General features: G+C 42.7%; 18 protein-coding genes. 5 read left to right on the top strand and 13 right to left on the bottom strand.

Annotated features, from left to right (window positions below):
- Nucleotides 1-48: 48 nt before the first annotated feature.
- Complete coding sequence (locus tag QSJ46_RS05480) at nt 49-933, top strand: ROK family protein (protein WP_075612298.1); 885 nt, start codon at nt 49-51, stop codon at nt 931-933.
- On the top strand, nt 930-2849 hold the full coding sequence (locus QSJ46_RS05475; protein WP_285604420.1) for a BglG family transcription antiterminator: 1920 nt from the start codon (nt 930-932) through the stop codon (nt 2847-2849). Before QSJ46_RS05480 ends, QSJ46_RS05475 begins: the two co-directional genes overlap by 4 nt.
- Before the next feature lie 62 nt (nt 2850-2911).
- On the opposite strand, the gene arr is transcribed toward QSJ46_RS05475, so the two are convergent.
- From arr to licT, 5 genes are all read right to left on the bottom strand, one after another.
- Nucleotides 2912-3328 (bottom strand): NAD(+)--rifampin ADP-ribosyltransferase, encoded by a 417-nt coding sequence (gene arr / locus QSJ46_RS05470; protein WP_285604419.1) that lies wholly within the window; start codon nt 3326-3328, stop codon nt 2912-2914.
- A 111-nt stretch (nt 3329-3439) separates the two neighbouring features.
- Nucleotides 3440-3652 carry a hypothetical protein gene (locus QSJ46_RS05465; RefSeq protein ID WP_075612296.1) on the bottom strand — a complete coding sequence of 71 codons (213 nt, stop codon included), beginning with the start codon at nt 3650-3652 and terminating at the stop codon, nt 3440-3442.
- A 153-nt stretch (nt 3653-3805) separates the two neighbouring features.
- Nucleotides 3806-5227: a glycoside hydrolase family 1 protein gene (locus QSJ46_RS05460; protein ID WP_107163920.1), complete on the bottom strand. Its 1422-nt coding sequence runs from the start codon at nt 5225-5227 to the stop codon at nt 3806-3808.
- Between the two features lie 19 nt (nt 5228-5246).
- Nucleotides 5247-7106: a beta-glucoside-specific PTS transporter subunit IIABC gene (locus tag QSJ46_RS05455; RefSeq protein ID WP_047204102.1), complete on the bottom strand. Its 1860-nt coding sequence runs from the start codon at nt 7104-7106 to the stop codon at nt 5247-5249.
- A gap of 235 nt (nt 7107-7341) precedes the next feature.
- Entirely contained in the window at nt 7342-8178 is an 837-nt protein-coding gene (gene licT / locus QSJ46_RS05450) for a BglG family transcription antiterminator LicT (protein WP_039176153.1), read from the bottom strand.
- A gap of 185 nt (nt 8179-8363) precedes the next feature.
- On the opposite strand from licT, the gene QSJ46_RS05445 reads away from it, so the two are divergent.
- Nucleotides 8364-8564 carry a hypothetical protein gene (locus tag QSJ46_RS05445; RefSeq protein ID WP_047204103.1) on the top strand — a complete coding sequence of 67 codons (201 nt, stop codon included), beginning with the start codon at nt 8364-8366 and terminating at the stop codon, nt 8562-8564.
- 35 nt (nt 8565-8599) lie between these two features.
- Here the strand turns inward: QSJ46_RS05445 and QSJ46_RS05440 are convergent, their stop codons facing one another.
- Both QSJ46_RS05440 and trhO read right to left on the bottom strand, forming a co-directional pair.
- Nucleotides 8600-10219, bottom strand: a complete 1620-nt coding sequence (locus QSJ46_RS05440) for a glutamate/serine transporter AimA (RefSeq protein ID WP_285604418.1) — start codon at nt 10217-10219, stop codon at nt 8600-8602.
- A 342-nt stretch (nt 10220-10561) separates the two neighbouring features.
- The gene (trhO, locus tag QSJ46_RS05435) at nt 10562-11530 is read right to left on the bottom strand and encodes an oxygen-dependent tRNA uridine(34) hydroxylase TrhO (protein ID WP_039176148.1); all 969 of its coding nucleotides are present in this window, start codon (nt 11528-11530) and stop codon (nt 10562-10564) included.
- Nucleotides 11531-11725: 195 nt separating this feature from the next.
- Here trhO and QSJ46_RS05430 point away from each other — a divergent pair, with 195 nt between their 5' ends.
- On the top strand, nt 11726-12823 hold the full coding sequence (locus tag QSJ46_RS05430) for an iron-containing alcohol dehydrogenase family protein (protein ID WP_212040287.1): 1098 nt from the start codon (nt 11726-11728) through the stop codon (nt 12821-12823).
- 36 nt (nt 12824-12859) lie between these two features.
- Here the strand turns inward: QSJ46_RS05430 and QSJ46_RS05425 are convergent, their stop codons facing one another.
- The 5 genes from QSJ46_RS05425 to QSJ46_RS05405 form a co-directional block, all read right to left on the bottom strand.
- On the bottom strand, nt 12860-13687 hold the full coding sequence (locus QSJ46_RS05425) for an aldo/keto reductase (RefSeq protein WP_034283114.1): 828 nt from the start codon (nt 13685-13687) through the stop codon (nt 12860-12862).
- 81 nt (nt 13688-13768) lie between these two features.
- Nucleotides 13769-14185 carry a DUF5301 domain-containing protein gene (locus QSJ46_RS05420; RefSeq protein ID WP_107163918.1) on the bottom strand — a complete coding sequence of 139 codons (417 nt, stop codon included), beginning with the start codon at nt 14183-14185 and terminating at the stop codon, nt 13769-13771.
- Between the two features lie 21 nt (nt 14186-14206).
- Nucleotides 14207-14665 (bottom strand): 2-thiouracil desulfurase family protein, encoded by a 459-nt coding sequence (locus tag QSJ46_RS05415; RefSeq protein ID WP_107163917.1) that lies wholly within the window; start codon nt 14663-14665, stop codon nt 14207-14209.
- Nucleotides 14662-14895, bottom strand: coding sequence for a hypothetical protein (locus tag QSJ46_RS05410; RefSeq protein ID WP_285604417.1), 234 nt, complete (start codon nt 14893-14895; stop codon nt 14662-14664). Before QSJ46_RS05410 ends, QSJ46_RS05415 begins: the two co-directional genes overlap by 4 nt.
- A 111-nt stretch (nt 14896-15006) precedes the next feature.
- Nucleotides 15007-15465, bottom strand: coding sequence for a MarR family transcriptional regulator (locus tag QSJ46_RS05405; RefSeq protein WP_285604416.1), 459 nt, complete (start codon nt 15463-15465; stop codon nt 15007-15009).
- Nucleotides 15466-15666: 201 nt separating this feature from the next.
- On the opposite strand from QSJ46_RS05405, the gene QSJ46_RS05400 reads away from it, so the two are divergent.
- On the top strand, nt 15667-16434 hold the full coding sequence (locus QSJ46_RS05400) for a GNAT family N-acetyltransferase (RefSeq protein WP_285604415.1): 768 nt from the start codon (nt 15667-15669) through the stop codon (nt 16432-16434).
- A 220-nt stretch (nt 16435-16654) separates the two neighbouring features.
- Here QSJ46_RS05400 and QSJ46_RS05395 read toward each other — a convergent pair whose 3' ends face one another.
- The gene (locus QSJ46_RS05395; RefSeq protein WP_285604414.1) at nt 16655-17827 is read right to left on the bottom strand and encodes an MFS transporter; all 1173 of its coding nucleotides are present in this window, start codon (nt 17825-17827) and stop codon (nt 16655-16657) included.
- Nucleotides 17828-17833: the final 6 nt, after the last annotated feature.

Below are 17833 nucleotides of genomic sequence, written 5' to 3'. Positions count from 1 at the left end.
GGGCGGGATCCATTGGATTCCGCCCCTCTTTAATGGAGGGCATTGATCATGCGAATTGGAGGCATTGAAGCAGGCGGAACGAAATTTGTCTGCGGCTACGGAACAACAGACGGAACGATTGAACACATGACTTCCTTTGCGACGGGGAATCCAGATGAAACATGCCGGCAAGTGATCGATTACTTTACAAAGAATCGTGTTGATGCAATTGGAATTGGGGCATTCGGTCCTGTCGATGTGAAAGAGCAAAGCCCAAGCTATGGGACGATTTTAGACACACCAAAAACGGCCTGGCGCCAATTCCCTTTCCTCTCTACCTTAAAACAAGCCCTCGGGATCCCGATGAAGCTTGATACCGATGTAAACTGTGCAGCACTCGGAGAAGCCCGTTTTTCAACTGAAGCAGAAAAACCTGCCTCCTTGGTCTATATTACTGTTGGGACTGGAATAGGCGGCGGGGCCTATATTGAACATCGCCTTATTCACGGATTGCTGCATCCAGAAATGGGTCATATCACTGTTCAGCGGCATCCTCATGACACATACGGAGGCTGCTGCCCTATACATCATGATTGTTTAGAGGGACTGGCATCTGGACCTGCCATAGAAGGGCGCTATCATACACTGGCACCCATGCTGCCAGAGGATCATCCTGCCTGGTCACTTCATGCTTACTATCTCGGGCAGATGACTGCTAACCTGCTGCTCACCCTTTCACCAGAACGCATCATTTTAGGTGGAGGCGTGATGAAACAGCCAGCTATGCTGCCACTTATTCTTGATGAAACAGACAAGCGGCTTCGCGGCTATTTGCAGCTGCCAAAGCCTTTACATGAAATTATCACAAAACCATCCTTTGATGGATTATCTGGTTTAATGGGCGCCATCGCTCTTGGAACGGATGCCTTACAGGCGCAAGGAGCCGCGCAATGATGATGACGGCAGATCCTCGAACCTATCAGCTGATTCAGCGGCTATTTGAAACGAAGGGGTTCGTGAAGCTGGAGGAGCTCACTGCCTCTTTTCGCTTATCTGACCGCTCTATCCGCAATTTAATCAAGGAAGCAAATGAGTATTTAAAGGAAGCTGGAGCCATAATTAAAACGATTCGCGGAAAGGGATATACTCTTTTAACGAGTGACCAAGACGCTTTCTTACTTTGGCTTCATCAACAAAAACTTCCTGCCCGCTCTCTTGTCCCCGTCATGCCAGAAGAGCGTGTACGATTTATGATGAGAAAGCTGCTGCTTCAATCAGATTACTTAAAAATTGACCAGCTGGCTGAAGAACTGTTTATCAGCCGCATGACGGTCAGCAGTGATTTGAAAAAAGGACGAGAGATGTTAGCCCGTTACGGCATGACCCTTGTATCAAAGCCTGGATTTGGCTTAAAGATTGAAGGAGACGAGCTGCAAAAAAGAACGTGCTATGCAGACTTACTTCTTGAAGAAGAGCCTGCTCTCTCTCATATCACCGAGCGGGAGCAGCTCCATTTTCCTGATATTTCTCTTGAAACCATTCGATCTATTGTGTTGACGAACCTGCATCAAGAGTCATTGCTCATTAAAGACATTGCCTTAAAAAATTTAGTCATTCACTTAGCCATTGCGATTCAGCAAACACGAAAAAACCAGCGGGTATCCGCTAGTACTGTCCGCACACAAAGATCACCAGTTTTAATGAGAATTGCACAAAAAATCATACAGCAGGTGAGTGACACTTTTTATGTGACCTTATCAGAGGATGAAACAGATTACTTAGTCATGCATCTATTGGCAAATCAAACGTGGAAAGAAGCCGCCCAGCATCAAACGACAGTGGAAGTCCAACAGGCGGTTACAGTCTTTCTACAGCACATTGAAAAAACAAGCGGCCATCGTTTTGCTGATGACAGCATTCTGCAGCAAGACTTAATGCTTCATATGAAGCCGCTATTAAATCGAATCCAATATGGCGTATCCTTACAAAATCCGCTTTTACATGAGATCAAAGCGTCCTATCCTTACCCGTTTGATTTGGCTGTCAGCGGACTCAATGCCTTACAGCTGGTGCGTACACCAAATGAAGACGAGGCCGCATATGTTGCCTTGCATATCGCTGCTTCGTTTGAAAGAAGTCAGCTCGACATCTCGCAAAAAAAGAAAGCCATTATCGTGTGCGGGTCTGGACTAGGGACGGCAAGGCTCCTTGAAATTAAATTGAAGTCAGCCTTTCAGCACGAGCTTGACATCGTTGAGCTCTATTCCTATCAGGATTATCTCATGAGCTCCTCTTTGCCGTGTGACGTCATCATCACAACCGTTCCACTCACATCAAAGGGGAAACCAGTCATTCAGGTCAGTGCCTTTTTTGAACAGCATGATATACAGCGTGTGAATGAAGTCATTCATTTATTAAATGGACACGGGGCACCCTCAAAAGAGCTGATGGCGTTTTTTCAAGAGCGATTGACTTTAATGAATGCTGACCTAAGCAGCAAGGATGAGGTATTAGATATATTATGCAGCCGTTTGGAGGCGCATCAGCTAGTATCGTCTTCATTTCGGCCCTCGGTGCTTGAGCGTGAGCAAATGTCGTCTACCTATCTTGGCAGCGGTATTGCAATGCCGCATCCGCTCATCACAAATGAAGGGACTTCCTCTGTAGCCATCGCACACTTAAAACAGCCGATTGACTGGCAGGGAGACCAAGTATCAATTGTCTTTTTATTAGCGATTCATAAGGATGACGCTGCCTGCATGAACCAATTCTTTGAACAGGCCGTCGATTTACTAGACAATCCAGACCGCATTCGCGCCCTCAAGCAAGCCAAAACATTTGATGAGCTGATGGATGCATTGTTCCAATAAGATCAAATAAAAGGCCGCCCAGTTCATGAGGCGGCTTTTGTGTTATTTAGATATACGTAACATCAATCGTAGATGATATTTTTTCCTTCTTCACTTAATTTTTTTAAGGAGCTTAGCATATGATTGATTTCTTCATCGGAATGTCTTTCCCATGAACCTAATTCTGCGACTATTTTCAACGGAGATTTCGATCGATAAGAACGTGTTGGGTTGCCGGGAAATCTTTTGTCCGTCACATTTGGATCATTTTCAAACTCGCCTAACGGTTCTACAATATAAATTCTTTCTTTTGCATTAGACCTAGCTAATTCAGCACCCCATTTGGCTGCGTTTAGTGTTCCGGTGAAATAAATATGGTTCGATTTTTTATCCTGATAATTGGATAAATGCAGCGGTTCAAGCAGATCCCCAATCTTCAATTCCGCTTTTGTCCCATGAAAAAATGGCCCAGGATCTAACACACTTTGCTTGTCATTCATACAGCCACACCCCTTATCGTTTTTGACTTGCGTATAACAGTATACGGCTAGATATGGGGGGAAAACAGTCTATAAATTTCATTAAATTCGGGGTATAATGATAGTAGAGAGTTAGATGTTAACGGACATAAATACTGTAAATAAAAATGGGAATTTCGCATTCACACCAACAATGACGAAAACAAGAATACCTTCCACAGCTGACAGAGTCACAATCACTCCATGGTTCATTGGATATTCCTTCGCAATTAATTTCTGTCCTATATAATTCAAACCATAAAAAATGAAAAACAATAGGAAGAACATATAAAGAATTGTCATCATATAAACAGCCCCTTTCTTATAATGGATATTTAACCAATTTTTACAATATACCATCAGACTATCATGTGAGAACAACTCGAACAATATGATCTTGCCAATAAAGTGAACAAAAAAAAGCCAAACACCCGCATAAGGTGATTGGCTTTTTTATCGTTATTTCCCGATGTTGTCTCCATTTTGCTGTATCAAGGTTTCATACCAATAAGAGCTCTTTTTGCGAATTCTTTTGAGGTCTTTTAGGTCAAATTCGTCGCGATTGACGTAGATGAACCCGTAGCGCTTGGAGCACCCTTGGTGTGTGCTGATTAAGTCGATAGCTGACCACGGGCAGTATCCGAATACTTCGACGCCATCTGTGATCGCCCATTTGATTTGTTCGATATGTTTTTCTAAATAATCAATTCGATAATCATCTTGGATTGAACCATCTTCTTCTAACTTGTCGAAAGCACCCAATCCGTTTTCCGTGATAATAAGCGGCAGCTGATAGCGATCATAAATCTCGCGCATCGTTGAACGGAAGCCGACAGGGTCAATCTCCCAGCCAAAGGCATTTTTACTTAAGAACGGGTTGTTGCCGCCTTTGTAGACGCCATCTTCCCCTGATTTCAAATGCTGATCTCCACCGCGTGCAAATTCGTCGTTGCCATCTCCTTTACTCGCTTCAACCGTTTGTGAGGTGTAGTAGTTAAAGGCAATGAAGTCTGGCTTTGCGCTTTTCAAAATATCCATATCTCCCTCTTCGATAACAGGAAGAATGTCTTTTTCTTTCATGTACGCCCAAGCAAGGTTGTTATAACGGCCAAAGACCGCCATATCAAGATAAAGCCAGTTGCGGATCGCATTGTAATTCGCCGCAGCAAGCACATCTTCTGGCTTTGGAGAAGCCGGATAAATGAGCGCAATGTTTGGCGCCGGTCCAATTTTCGCTTCAGGCAGCATTTGATGACAAAGCGTCATCGCTTTTGCCTGTGCAACGAGCATATGGTGATTCTGCTGATACAGTTCTTTTTTTGGATTTTCTAAATTTGGATCAAGTGTACCGAGCGCTGATCCATGTAAGATCATCATGTTTTGTTCATTAATGGTCAGCCAATATTTCACCTTCTGACCATACTCCTTGAATAGCACCTCGGCATAGCGTTCAAATGCATCCACTGTCGCACGATTTGACCATCCACCCTTTACTTGAAGCGCATGAGGCAGATCAAAATGATACATTGTCACGATTGGCTCAATGTCATAGCTGCGCAATTCATCGATGAGAGAATGATAAAATTCAATCCCCTTTTGATTGATCTCCCCATCTCCATCTGGAATGATCCGTGTCCACGCAATGGAAAAGCGGTAAGCCTTCAAACCCATTTCTGCAAACATCTTCACGTCCTCTTTATAGCGGTGATAGTGATCGCTTGCGACTTTAAAATCCGTTGTACCTTCAGGATAACTGGCTCTCATGTCAATGACAGAAGGCCCTTTGCCATCCTCATTCCACGCACCTTCTACTTGATAGGCGGAAGTCGATCCGCCCCAGAAAAAGTCCTTTGGAAATGGTGCTAGTGTTGAATATCTCATAATTTCTTCCTCCTCATAATTAAACTAGATGTAAAAATGACTGTCCCGGAGCAATTTGCTTCTCCTCTGTTTCAATAATATCGCTAAACTCACCGGAATTGGTAATAATCACTGGTGTTGTGACTAACAAACCGGCTGCTTGGATAGCTTCAATATCAAACTCAGCAAGCAGTTCACCTTCTGTTACGGTTTGCCCCTGAGTAACCTTCGGGGTAAAATGCTTTCCGCCTAATTGTACGGTATCCAGCCCAATGTGAATGAGTACTTCTGCTCCGCTTTCAGAGGTAAGACCGTACGCATGTCCAGTTGGGAACACCGTTGTCACGACTCCTGACACTGGTGCAAACAGCTTGCCTTCTGATGGAATGATGGCTGCGCCCTTTCCTAGTGCTCCAGATGAGAATGCTTTATCCTGTACTTCCTCAAGCTTGATGACCTCTCCCTTTAAAGGACTTTTCACATGAGCGGCTTTGACTCCATGTTCGTTTTCAATAACTGGCACAGTACCTGCTGCCGGCGTTTCATCTTCATCTACTGGATCTTTAAATCCAATTAAATAGGTTAGGATGATAGAAAGGACGAACGAGACCGAGATTCCGATGATGAACCCTGTAAAACCTTGACCGTAGAAAATCGGAAGTGTCAGTAAACTTGGAAGACCTGACGCAATCGCAATACTTTGTGAATAACCGATGATCGCACCGCCGACTCCGGCAGAGATAACAGCTGCAATAAATGGTTTTTTCAAACGAAGCGTGACCCCGTATACAGCTGGCTCTGTGATCCCAAACACGGCAGAAACTGCTGTTGATCCAGCCAAGGATTTCAGCTTTTTATTCTTTGTTTTCAGCATAACACCAATTGAAGCACCGGCTTGTGAGAATACAGCTGGCGCAGTAGCCGGCTTGATATGATCTTTCCCATGGACTGCGATATTATTTAAAATCACTGGCACAAGTCCCCAATGGATACCGAAGATGACAAGAATCTGCCAAGCCATCGCAATTAAAGCACCTGCAAGTGTAGGACTAAAGGAGAATACTTTTAGTAAAACAGCTGCGATGCCGTTCCCTGCATACACACCAAATGGTCCGAATACGATGAGTGTCAGCGGAACAACCGTGACAAGTAAAATGAGTGGTGTAATAAAGTTTTTAACACTTTCATGAATGACTTTGTTAAAGAAACGTTCGATATATCCCATGACAAACACTGCCAAAATGATTGGGATGACCGTCGATGTATAAGACATTAAGACGACTGGAATTCCGAAGAAGGTCACATCTCCGCCGCCTTTTGACAATTCTTGAATGGTTGGGTAAATCAGTGCACCTGCAATCGTCACAGCGACAAACGGATTCGCTTTAAACTTTCTGGCAGAAGTGAATGCGAGCAATAATGGCAGGAAGTAGAACAAGCTGTCAGATGCAGCAAATAAAATTTGATACGACGTATCTTCAGGAGATAACCATTTCGCGTTGATACAGATGCCTAAGAGACCTTTTAAAATACCTGCACCCGCCATGACACCGAGAAGTGGTGTGAAAATCCCTGATACAATGTCGACGAATTTTCCAAAAAGGCTTGTGCTCTCTTCACCTGATTTTGCAGATGAAGCAGAGGAATCCTCTAATAGATTCGTAAACTCTCCAATTTCTCGATAAACCTCTGGTACGGTATTGCCAATGACCACTTGAAATTGGCCGCCGCTTTCCATGACTGTGACGACACCATTTAACTTTTCAATGGCCGCTTTATCTGCTTTTGATCTGTCATTTAAAGTGAATCGAAGTCTTGTGGCGCAATGCACCAATGAATGAACGTTTTTCTCTGTACCAATGTGTTTGATAATGTCTTCTGCTAATTGACGATGACTCATACAAAAACCCCCTTTTTTTGAAAAAAATACGTTTTTGGGCAAAATAAAAACCTAAACGGGCACCAAAAATAGTCGCAGCTTGCTGTTGCGCTTTTTCAGTGAACGTTTAGGTTTTGCCTGCCGAACAGTCACAATCCTCTAAGACGATCATTGTGAAACCGTATTCTTTTATGTTTATGAGCAAATAGTACCACTCACCTTTTCTCATGTCAACGCTTTCTTTTAAAATCTATCATTATTTTTCTCGTTTGATCAGTCGATTCAAATGAATTGATAGATACAGCATCTCCTCTGATGTGAGATCTCGGTGATAGGTTTGATAGACATATTCTGCGATTTTCTTTGCACAATCGTATGCTTTCGGATATTTCACTTTAATCAGCTGATATAAATCCTGATCTTCGCTGACAAGCAGTGTTTCATTAATCAAACGCTGAACGAAAAAGCGCAAATGCGTGAGAAAACGATAAAAGTTGAGCGAGTCTTCATCAAATTCCATGTTGAGATGATATTTCACAATGGTGAGAATGGCATTGACTTCCTTTGTGATATTGACCGTCGTATTCATATCCTCATTAAGCTCTGCGTTAATGATATGCATGGCAATAAAACCTGCTTCATCCTCAGGCAGTTCAATATGAAGACGCTCTTTAATCATCTCAAGACATTCCTTTGCGACAAGAAATTCATCTTTGTATAAGCGTTTAATCTCCCAAATAAGCGAATTCTCAATCAGATGATTTTTCTTCAACCGTTCGATGGCGTAATGAATATGGTCTGCCAGCGATACATGCAGACTTTCATTTAATCTTCGGTTCAGCTTTGTATGTGCATATTGGATCATTTCCTCCGTCACCTTGACCACATCATACGGAACCTCTTGAAGCAGCATTTTCATCCGCTCGTGAACGGAATGATCCTCTAGGCGGAAGACTTTATCAATTAACGCTTCATCCACCGGGTCCCCGGGACGTCGCTTGAAAGCGATGCCTCTTCCCATGACGACGATTTCTTTCCCTTGTTCATCTATGACACTAATGACATTATTGTTTAGAACCTTTTGAATCTGCATTTCCAAACACCTCCGTCTATGACCAACAACTTTACTCAAAATATGCTCTCATCTTAACACAACTGTCAAATCACTTGGTGTTTTTATCTGACTTTAGCAATAGTTCTCATCAATATTCTACCTCTTCAATGCTGGTCTGATCGTGCATCAGCCTGCATACAATACTCCTGAGGAGGTGACCTTCTATGAAGGCTTTTTTCTGGTCTGCATCATTTTTATTCTTGCTTATGTTCACCCTCATCATTCTAGGCATCGTGTTCTGGCTGAGTGGACAAGGCTTAGGTCAGCTTTGGAGATATGTGCTCATTTCACTTGTCACAGCTGCCGTTTTGCGCGGCGTCACCACTTGGCTGAGGCAGCATGTGATGCATCATTCATCCAAATAAAAACGGCTGCCCGCAATGTTCAGGCAGCCGTTTCTTTATTCTTTGGTTGCCGCAGCTTCTTTCTGAGAAGCACGCAGCTCATCATTAATTTTTTTCGCATCTTCTAAAAATTCTGTTTCATATCCACTTTTGAGTGCCCACATATAAAATAGCAGAGCAACCACTGTAATCAGTGCCATGTCCCAGCCATAATGAATGACGTTATAGCCCCCGAATTTGTCACTGCCAAGGCAGGAAATCGTCATCATCACAAGCAGGTACACAACCATCCAAGCACCCGCTTTAAAGTTGCGGCCGAAGCCTTTCCACTTCGCTTTTGCTTGATAGTAAAAATAGATAGGGAGACCAATGAGAATAATGAACAGCACTTGACCTGTTAACGGCCATCTTGCCCAATACAGCGTCAATGAGGCAAAGACAAAACCGAGAGGAGCAATGATGCTGAGTCCTTTTACTCGAAGCGGTCGATATAAATCTGTCCCTGTTTTTCTCAGCGTCATGACGGTCACTGGTCCAGTCAAATAAGAAATGAGCGTTGCGACAGAGATAATTTCAGCAAGCACACCCCAGCCTCTAAATAAAAACAGAAAGATAAACGATACGGCTAAGTTAAAAAACATTGCTGGACGAGGCACGCCGTAAATAGGGTGCAGACGGCCAAGCACACTTGGCATGTATTTGTTTTTTTCCATTCCATAAATCATACGAGACGTCGTTGCGGTATACGTAATTCCTGTACCAGAAGGTGACACAAATGCATCCGCATATAAAATCAGAACAAGCCAGTTAATCCCAAGTGCAATGGCAAGGTCCGCAAATGGCGAGTTGAAATTCAAATGGCCCCATCCATTCACAATCATAGATGGATCAACAGCACCGATAAAGGCGATTTGTAAAAGGACATAAATCACAGTTGCAATGAAAATCGATCCGACAATGGCGATTGGAATCGACCGACCTGGATTTTTTGCCTCACCGGCCATATTAATCGGGCTTTGGAAGCCATTGAAGGCAAACACAATCCCTGATGTCGCAACAGCCGTCAACACACTCGCCCAGCCGTTAGGAGCAATACTTGTTCCAGAAGTAAAATTCTCACTATGAAAACCTATGAATAAGAGCGCACCAATTGTTAACCCTGGAATAACAATTTTAAACACGGTAATGAATGTATTCGCTTTTGAAAATAACCCAACTGTCCAATAATTCAGCAGAAAGTAAATCACAAGAAGCACACTGGCAACCATAAGCCCTTCTGTCGTCAACACCCCTTTTGTAACCAAATGGGTTGTCCACTTTGCCCACTCCCAAGGCCACGAGCTCATGTACTGGACAGAAGCAACCGCCTCAACAGGAATGACAGAAACGATGGCGATCCAGTTCGCCCAAGCTGCAATAAACCCAATAAAAGATCCGTGTGAATATTGCGTATATTTCACCATTCCGCCTGCCTCTGGAAACATCGATCCGAGTTCACTATAAGACAAAGCGATAAATAAAATCACAACCATCCCAATCAGCCAGGATAAAATAGCAGCAGGGCCGGCGATTTGAGCCGCACGCCAAGCACCGAAGAGCCATCCTGAACCAATAATTGAGCCAAGACCTACCATCATTAAAGCGAAAGTTCCCATCCTACGATGCAAATGATTCATGTTCATAACACCTTTCGATTAAAATACAGAGCATGTGTCAAGCAAGCATCTCTCTTTCAAAGCAGCTCACTTTTCATTTTACTGGCAAATATTTCTTCTAATGAACCTTTATCCTTGTTCATTTTTTCGCCTGTTATATTATCTCTCAATTCTTCATTTTCTGAAATAGTCGAACATGCTTATTTCAAAAGAAAGCGCTTTTTCAACTGTTCAATCTATTAGACTGATTAACTACCTTTACCCTTATTTTGAAAAAAACAAAACAAAAAAGATAGAGGAAATGACTTCCTCTCCCTTCTAAACCCCGCCATGTATAGAAAAAAAGGATAGAGGGGGTTCCCTCTATCCTTGTGAAATCGCTTGTTCTTTTTCAATGACAGCTAGTCTCTCTTGAACTTCCTCTTCAGATAAATTGTGCTGTTTCACATACAGGTTCCGTTCGCTTGTGCGGCATTCATGACTGCAGCTGCGCATATATTTATGCTCACTCTCTTCAGTGGCAATCATCTTGCGGTTACATGCAGGGTTCGCACAGTTCACATAACGCTCGCAAGGCTCACCAGTGAAGAAATCTTTTCCGACAACCACATGCTCTGTTTGATTCACTGGTACTGTTAAGCGATTATCAAATACATAGCATTGACCGTCCCATAGCTTTCCTTGTACTTCTGGGTCTTTTCCGTAAGTGACAATTCCACCGTCAAGCTGAGAGACATCTTCAAAGCCTTCACGCTTTAACCAGCCGGAGAATTTCTCACAGCGTACGCCGCCTGTGCAATAAGTCAGGATTTTTTTCCCTTCAAGAATCTCTTTATTATCACGAATCCACTCAGGTAATTCACGGAATGTCTCAATATCAGGACGGACTGCCCCTCTGAAGTGACCCACATCAAACTCGTAATCATTACGTGCATCAATCACAACAGTATCAGGTGATTGCATTTGCTCGTAAAATTCGACCGGGCTAAGATGTTTCCCCGTTAATTCTAACGGATTCACGTCATCCTCAAGGCTAAGGTTCACTAGTTCATTCCGATGGCGGACGTGCATTTTCTTAAATGCATGACCATCTGCTTCGTCAATTTTGATCGGCATAGACGCAAAGCGCGGATCTTCTTTTAACGCTTGCATGTACTTGTCCGTTTGCTCAATGGTTCCAGAAACCGTTCCGTTCAAGCCTTCTGCTGACACGAGGATACGGCCTAACAAACCAAGCTCCTTACAGAATGCTAAATGCTCTGCTGTAAACGTCTCTGGATCCTCAATGGGGACATATTGATAGTAAAGTAAAACGCGATATTGTTTTTCCATCTATATAAACACCTCTTAAATTTAATCAAAACATACCATTCTTTATCATACAGGAAATACATACCTAAAGGCAATGTCGGCGGCTTAATTCCATAAAACGGAAGGGTCTTTCTTCTCATATTTATTTGACAGAACTTTCTGTAAAATGAGATGATTTATGAATAATATGATGTAGTAAAGGAGCAATGATGATCCATGATCCAGCCAGAAGATATTGTCAGAAGCGGTCCTAACCAATTTATTTCTCAAAAGGGAATATATCATGAACTAGATTCCCTTGTATCTGCTTTTCAGTCACCTGCTGTGGTGACAGGATATGATTCATACCAAGCTTTTTCACAATACACAAAGCTGCCGACCGAGTGGCCTGTCATTCAGCACAAAGGATACAGTTCACCCAATGCGGTCACACGGATCGCAGAAGAGCTTAACGGGTCGGATGTGATTATTGGCATCGGAGGCGGAACGATTTTAGATACCGCCAAATCAGTTGCAGACGCTCTTCAAATCGAAGTTATCATGGTACCAACGATTCCCGGCACTTGTGCTGCCTCTACACCACTCAGCGTCATTTATGATGAAAAGGGTAATTTCATGAGAGTCGATTATCATAAACGATCCAGCTACCTCACCGTAATTGATCATACTTTTTTGCTTTCCTCTCCTCTTTCCTACCTTCAAAGCGGAATTGGTGATACGCTGGCAAAATGGTATGAAGCGGAAGCGATTATTCGTAACACAAAAGGCGCCTTGCCGCTCATGGTGCATGCTGCACTAAAGCAGGCGGTATATGTTCGAGACATTCTTCTTTCTCATAGTGAAGAAGCGGTGAACAGCTTAAAAACAGGTCAGTTTTCACAAGCATTTGCAGATGTAACAGATACGATTATTACGTTAGCCGGAACAGTCGGAGGCTACGGGGGACGTTATGGAAGAATGGCAGGAGCCCATGCCGTTCATAATGGATTGACATTTATTGAAGAAACGCATCATGTGTTACATGGACAAAAAGTGGCTTATGGCATCCTTGTCCAGCTTGCCGCAGAAAACCGAATGTCCGAGGTAGAAGAATTACTTGAACTCTACCAAACACTTGGATTACCTAAAAATATGCGCGATCTTGGTATTACAACTCAGCTGGACGAGGCGGCACTTACAGTGGCAAACCATGCTGCACGTAAAGATGAAACCTTTTGTTTGATTGGAGACTATGCTAAAGAAAAGATTATCGACGCCATTCAAATCATTGAGACCTTTCAACCTCAAAAAATATCTACTCATGAAGGCAAATAAAAAAGCACAGGCATCGCACCTATGCTTTTCTTTCGATTAAAAATCAAAGTTATCTGGATCTGGACCTGTGCGCTCATCTTCATTGAGCTGATCAATGACACCCATCTCACGTGCGGACAGCTCGAAATCGAAGACTTGTGTGTTTTCGATGATTCGACTCTTCGTCACAGATTTTGGAATGGTGATAATGCCATGCTGCAAGTCCCAGCGAAGAATCACTTGCGCTACTGACTTATCATGTTTTTTCGCGATATCCTGAAGAACAGGATGGTTTAGAAGCTTCCCGCTTCCTAATGGTGACCACGCCTCTACATGAATTCCTTTCGATTTGCAGTAGTCTCGTAAAGGCTCCTGCGTCAGCTTCGGATGCAGCTCGATTTGATTCACCATTGGCACAACTTCAGCCTCTTCCAATAAATCCTCTAAATGATGCTGATGGAAATTACACACTCCGATCGCTCGAACGCGTCCATCCTTATATAGTTTTTCTAGCGCTTTCCATGTTTCTTTATATTTGCCTTCAACAGGCCAATGAATTAAATAAAGGTCTAATACATCTAGCCCCAGCTTGTTCATACTTGTTTCAAAGGCTTCGAGTGTTGATTCATAGCCTTGATCATTATTCCAGACCTTTGTCGTAATGAATAGATCATCGCGAGAGATGCCTGATTGCTGAATGGCTTTGCCTACCCCTTCTTCATTTTGATAGGCTGCTGCTGTATCAATGCTGCGATAGCCCGCTTCAAGAGCGTCTTTGACGGCATTTACAGCCTCATCTCCATCTTTTACCTGCCATACACCAAAGCCTAGCTTCGGCATTTTTACTCCGTTTGCTAATGTGACTGTATCTGTTAATCCACTCATCAAACAAACCTCCGCTTCCTTTTTACTTACCAAGCACTATACCCGAATTTTCTATTGATCATGCATGAAATTCTGACTGATTTATTTGATATATTTTCCTATATCGACTTGATTGGCATCAACGATTTGATATTCGCTGGTTTGATCTTTTGTTTTAGAAAAATCATATATCTCTAAAAAGCTTTGATCATAAAAGACAAATCCATAAATTTCTTTTTCGTTCTCATACACTCTAATCCAATAAGACTCTTTTGAGGCTTTTTTAACCTCATTCGCTTTCTTTAATTTCATACCTGAAAATTCCTTCAGCAGCTTTTGAATATCCTCTTTCTTTTCCACTTTAACGCGCTCATTATCATGCTCAATTTGAATCGAAGTCACCTTGTTTTGATCAATTGAGGCCACATCATCAAAAGAGTATGTTTTTTCATTAATCATAAAATAAAGACCAATTCCTAATAAAATAATGACGACTAAACCAATTATCCACTTTTTCAACCTAACTCCTCCTTCTACCTATCAAAACAGCGAGATCCAGTCATCCTCCTCAGAGAATACCCGAATCCCATGCTGTTTCAGCAAGGCGGATGTCACACCATCTCCAGCTTTTGTCCTGCCGTTAAAATCTCCGCGATAAATCATCCGGCTGCCGCAGGAAGGGCTGTACTCTTTTAACACAACTGCTGTCGCTTTCAGAGACTGAGCCTGTCCCAGCGTGGCCGTCGCACCTTTTACATACATCTCCGTGACATCAGTTCCATGCACATCGATCACGGAGGCGAGGCCCTGTAATACATCATGTCCGTCTCCTCCAATGATTTCCGCGGGAGGTCTTGGCGTGGAGAAACCGCCAAGCAGCTCAGGGCAAACTGTGACTGCCTTTCCCTCTTGAACAAGCTCTTCAATACGCTGATCTAATCGATGGCTGCCATTATAACGAACCTTCAACCCAGCAAGACAAGCACTGACGACAATCATGTATGTTCCTCACTTTTTTTGCTGACTTTAAAATAAATACATACAGGCAAGAAACATATCGTATTCACCAAAAAGGGCAGAGCACAATACAAAGCAGCAGCCCAAATTGATCCTTCAACTCCTGTGATGCCAAAAAAGTAAACAAATAATAGCAAGCTGACAAACAACAATCCCACGAACGGCATGATGAATGCGTATTTTTTATAATTTTCTATCATTTCTTTATTCAATGAGGCTCCCTCCCTTTCATCATGGCTAAGAACAACGTCAATATATGTTAATTTTACCATAAAAAAACCGAAACCCTCATCTCCTTTTGTGCGATGGTTTCGGTTTTTTATCTATATCTTTTCTTTCCAAGCCTTTAAAAAGCGCTCAATGATTTGTAATTCATCCTCATGAAACTGTTGGAGAAATTCTAAATAGGACATGACTGCTTTATCATGTAGTTCATCATGCAGTGCAGCCAATTGCTGCCCTTCCTCTGTCAAAGAATAATAGACAGATTTCTTATCCCCTTGCCGGTGACAATAGTCCACCATGCCTTTTTCAATTAATTTTTTCACGGCCTTTGTAATTGCTGGCTTTGATAGTTTTAGTTGTTGAGATAGAAATGTATTGTTTGATTCGTTTGGATTGGCTTGAATCATGGATAAAATGTGAAGCTGTGTGAGTGTCCATTCTTGTTTGAGTGTATCAGTCGTGGTAATCAGTGGATCTGTTGGATCATTCCGTCTCTTTTCCCTATGCATAATCAGATCTTGAATCGCTTTTAATACAATCTGCTCTTTTGTTTCCATCTGAACCTCCACTCTTAACTGGTTAATAAAATGGTACTAATAATTAAGAAAGGAGTCAAAAGAAATGTCGACGTGAGTAAAATAATAGGTCAACAGACCTGAAAATTGCATATGTACTTTTTTACTAGATTCCCCTCATCCTGTCACATGCTATAATCATGGGGATGTCATCCAATTTATCATAATGAAAAGGTGAGCTAAATGAAACCCGAACAACAAATGGCCATTCGCCAATTAGAAGAGAAGATACACCTGTTTTCTTCTGCTGTGAACGGAACCTTTCTCGCAACTGACGATTTCGTTCTATCCAATACTCATATATCGACTGACACGTTCAATTTGCTCTTACCCACATCAGCTCAAATCCAAGATCCGAAAAAAGTGAAAGCAGCCATTGAACACATGCGGTCACAGAAACTCATCTTCAGCACATGGATCGATCACCATTTACTCCATACTAATTGGGCTGACTTATTGAAGGAATATCAGCTTCAAGAGATCGAACGCAATACCATCATGATGCTTAAGCATACAGGTGATATTGATCCAGTCACATCCTCATCACTTACAATCAAGGAAGTACTTGATGAGCAGACACTCTTTGATTACAAACATATCTTTATTGAACTATTCAAAGGGTCGACTGAGGCCGCAGCCTTAGAAGTTTATTTCCAGCGTTTTTCGATTGAATCATTACACTCAAAAGCCCGCATGTTCGTGGGGTATGAACACAATAAGCCGGTCACAACAGGCTTATTATTCGAGACAAACGACAGCTACGGCATTTATGATGTCATAACAAGGGCAGAACACCGCGGAAAAGGACTTGGCAGTGACATGTTTCATTACCTTCTAACCCAGACAGAGAATAAACAAAAGTGTGTCATCTTACAAGCATCAGCGGATGGCAAAAATATTTACCAACGTGCCGGCTTCCAACCAATCAGCGAAATGGCCGTTTTTGAATAGAATGGTATTTTGAATTTGAAATGAACATAAAAAAGCTGCCTATCTTTAGGCAGCCATAGATTGTTGACAAAGGGCTAAAATGATCTTGATTTTAGCCCTTTGTCTTCTTTTCAGCGTGATAGAAAACCTTTGCAGCCTAGGAAGGACGAGCACCGGAGCGCAGACCTGACACCGAATGCGAGGGTTTGTCTACACACTGAAGCTGCCTACCATTAGGCAGCTATTCAGCATGATGCTGACGATCCATATAAAGCGGCGGTCTCTTAAGCGAAATCACCGCACAGCTAAAGGCAATCAGTACAAACACGGCACCGAATTTAGCCAGATCAACAGATGAACCGGTCATCGTAAACATGACTCCCCCAACCGCTGATCCAATCGAAATGCCGATTTGCAAGGCCGATGTATTCAAGCTCTGCTGAATATCCGACGTGACCGGATCAGTTTGAATCAAATAGCTCTGCAAAGCAGGCGTCAATGCCCAGCTGAGCGCACCCCAAAGGACAACCATCACCATAAAGAGCGCGAACACACCCGCTGTATAAGGAATGGTAAACATGACAACCGCAAACACTATTGTCACAAGCAAAATGGCTTTCCCTGAACCCAGTCTGTCACTCAGCCAGCCGCCAAACCCATTCCCGCCTATAGACGCAAGTCCGAAGATCAAATAACAAATACTAATCCAAAACGGGGTCATATGCAGAACTTCCATCAGAAATGGCGTGAAATAAGAATAAAGCATATAATGCCCTGCAAGCATAAACAAACTAATCAGGTGTGCACTAAAAATTTTCGGATGCCCTAAAGAGCGAATTTGCTCTCTAAGAGGCGTCACTTTTTCAACAGGCATTTTTTCCAATAGAAAATAGATCAGCACCATCGATATGGCAGAAAGAATACTGATTCCTAAAAACATTACTCTCCAGCCAAAGCTCTCAGTAATAAAAATACCGATCGGTACACCGAGAACAAGTGAAGAACTAATTCCTATAAAAATCAGCCCTAAAGCCTTCGCGCGATGCGCTGGTTCCACTAGTTTGGCAGTGATCGTCAAAGATAACACCACCACAAGCGCTGTGCTCATTGCGATCAATACCCGTGAGATCATCACAAGGGCAAAGGTCGAACTAAAATAAGTGAACACATTTCCTAATGTAAACACCAATAACGCGATTAAATAAAGACGCTTTCGTTCGATTTTGGCTGTTGCAGTCAGCAGCACGGGTGCTGAAATGGCATACACAATCGCAAATACCGTAATGAGCTGCCCCGCTGTTGCCAGAGACACATTCAAATCCTCTGCAAGACTTGGCAGAATGCCCCCGACCACAAGCTCAACTAATCCAACAGCAAAAGTAGAAACGGCTAATAAATATACTCTCCAGTTCATGTCTAA

It is taken from the genome of Bacillus sp. YKCMOAS1, assembly GCF_030268125.1.
Classification (GTDB): Bacteria; Bacillota; Bacilli; order Bacillales; family Bacillaceae; genus Bacillus; species Bacillus safensis.
Note: the sequence above shows the minus strand (reverse complement) of the source record. Positions and strands in the feature narration are given on the sequence as shown.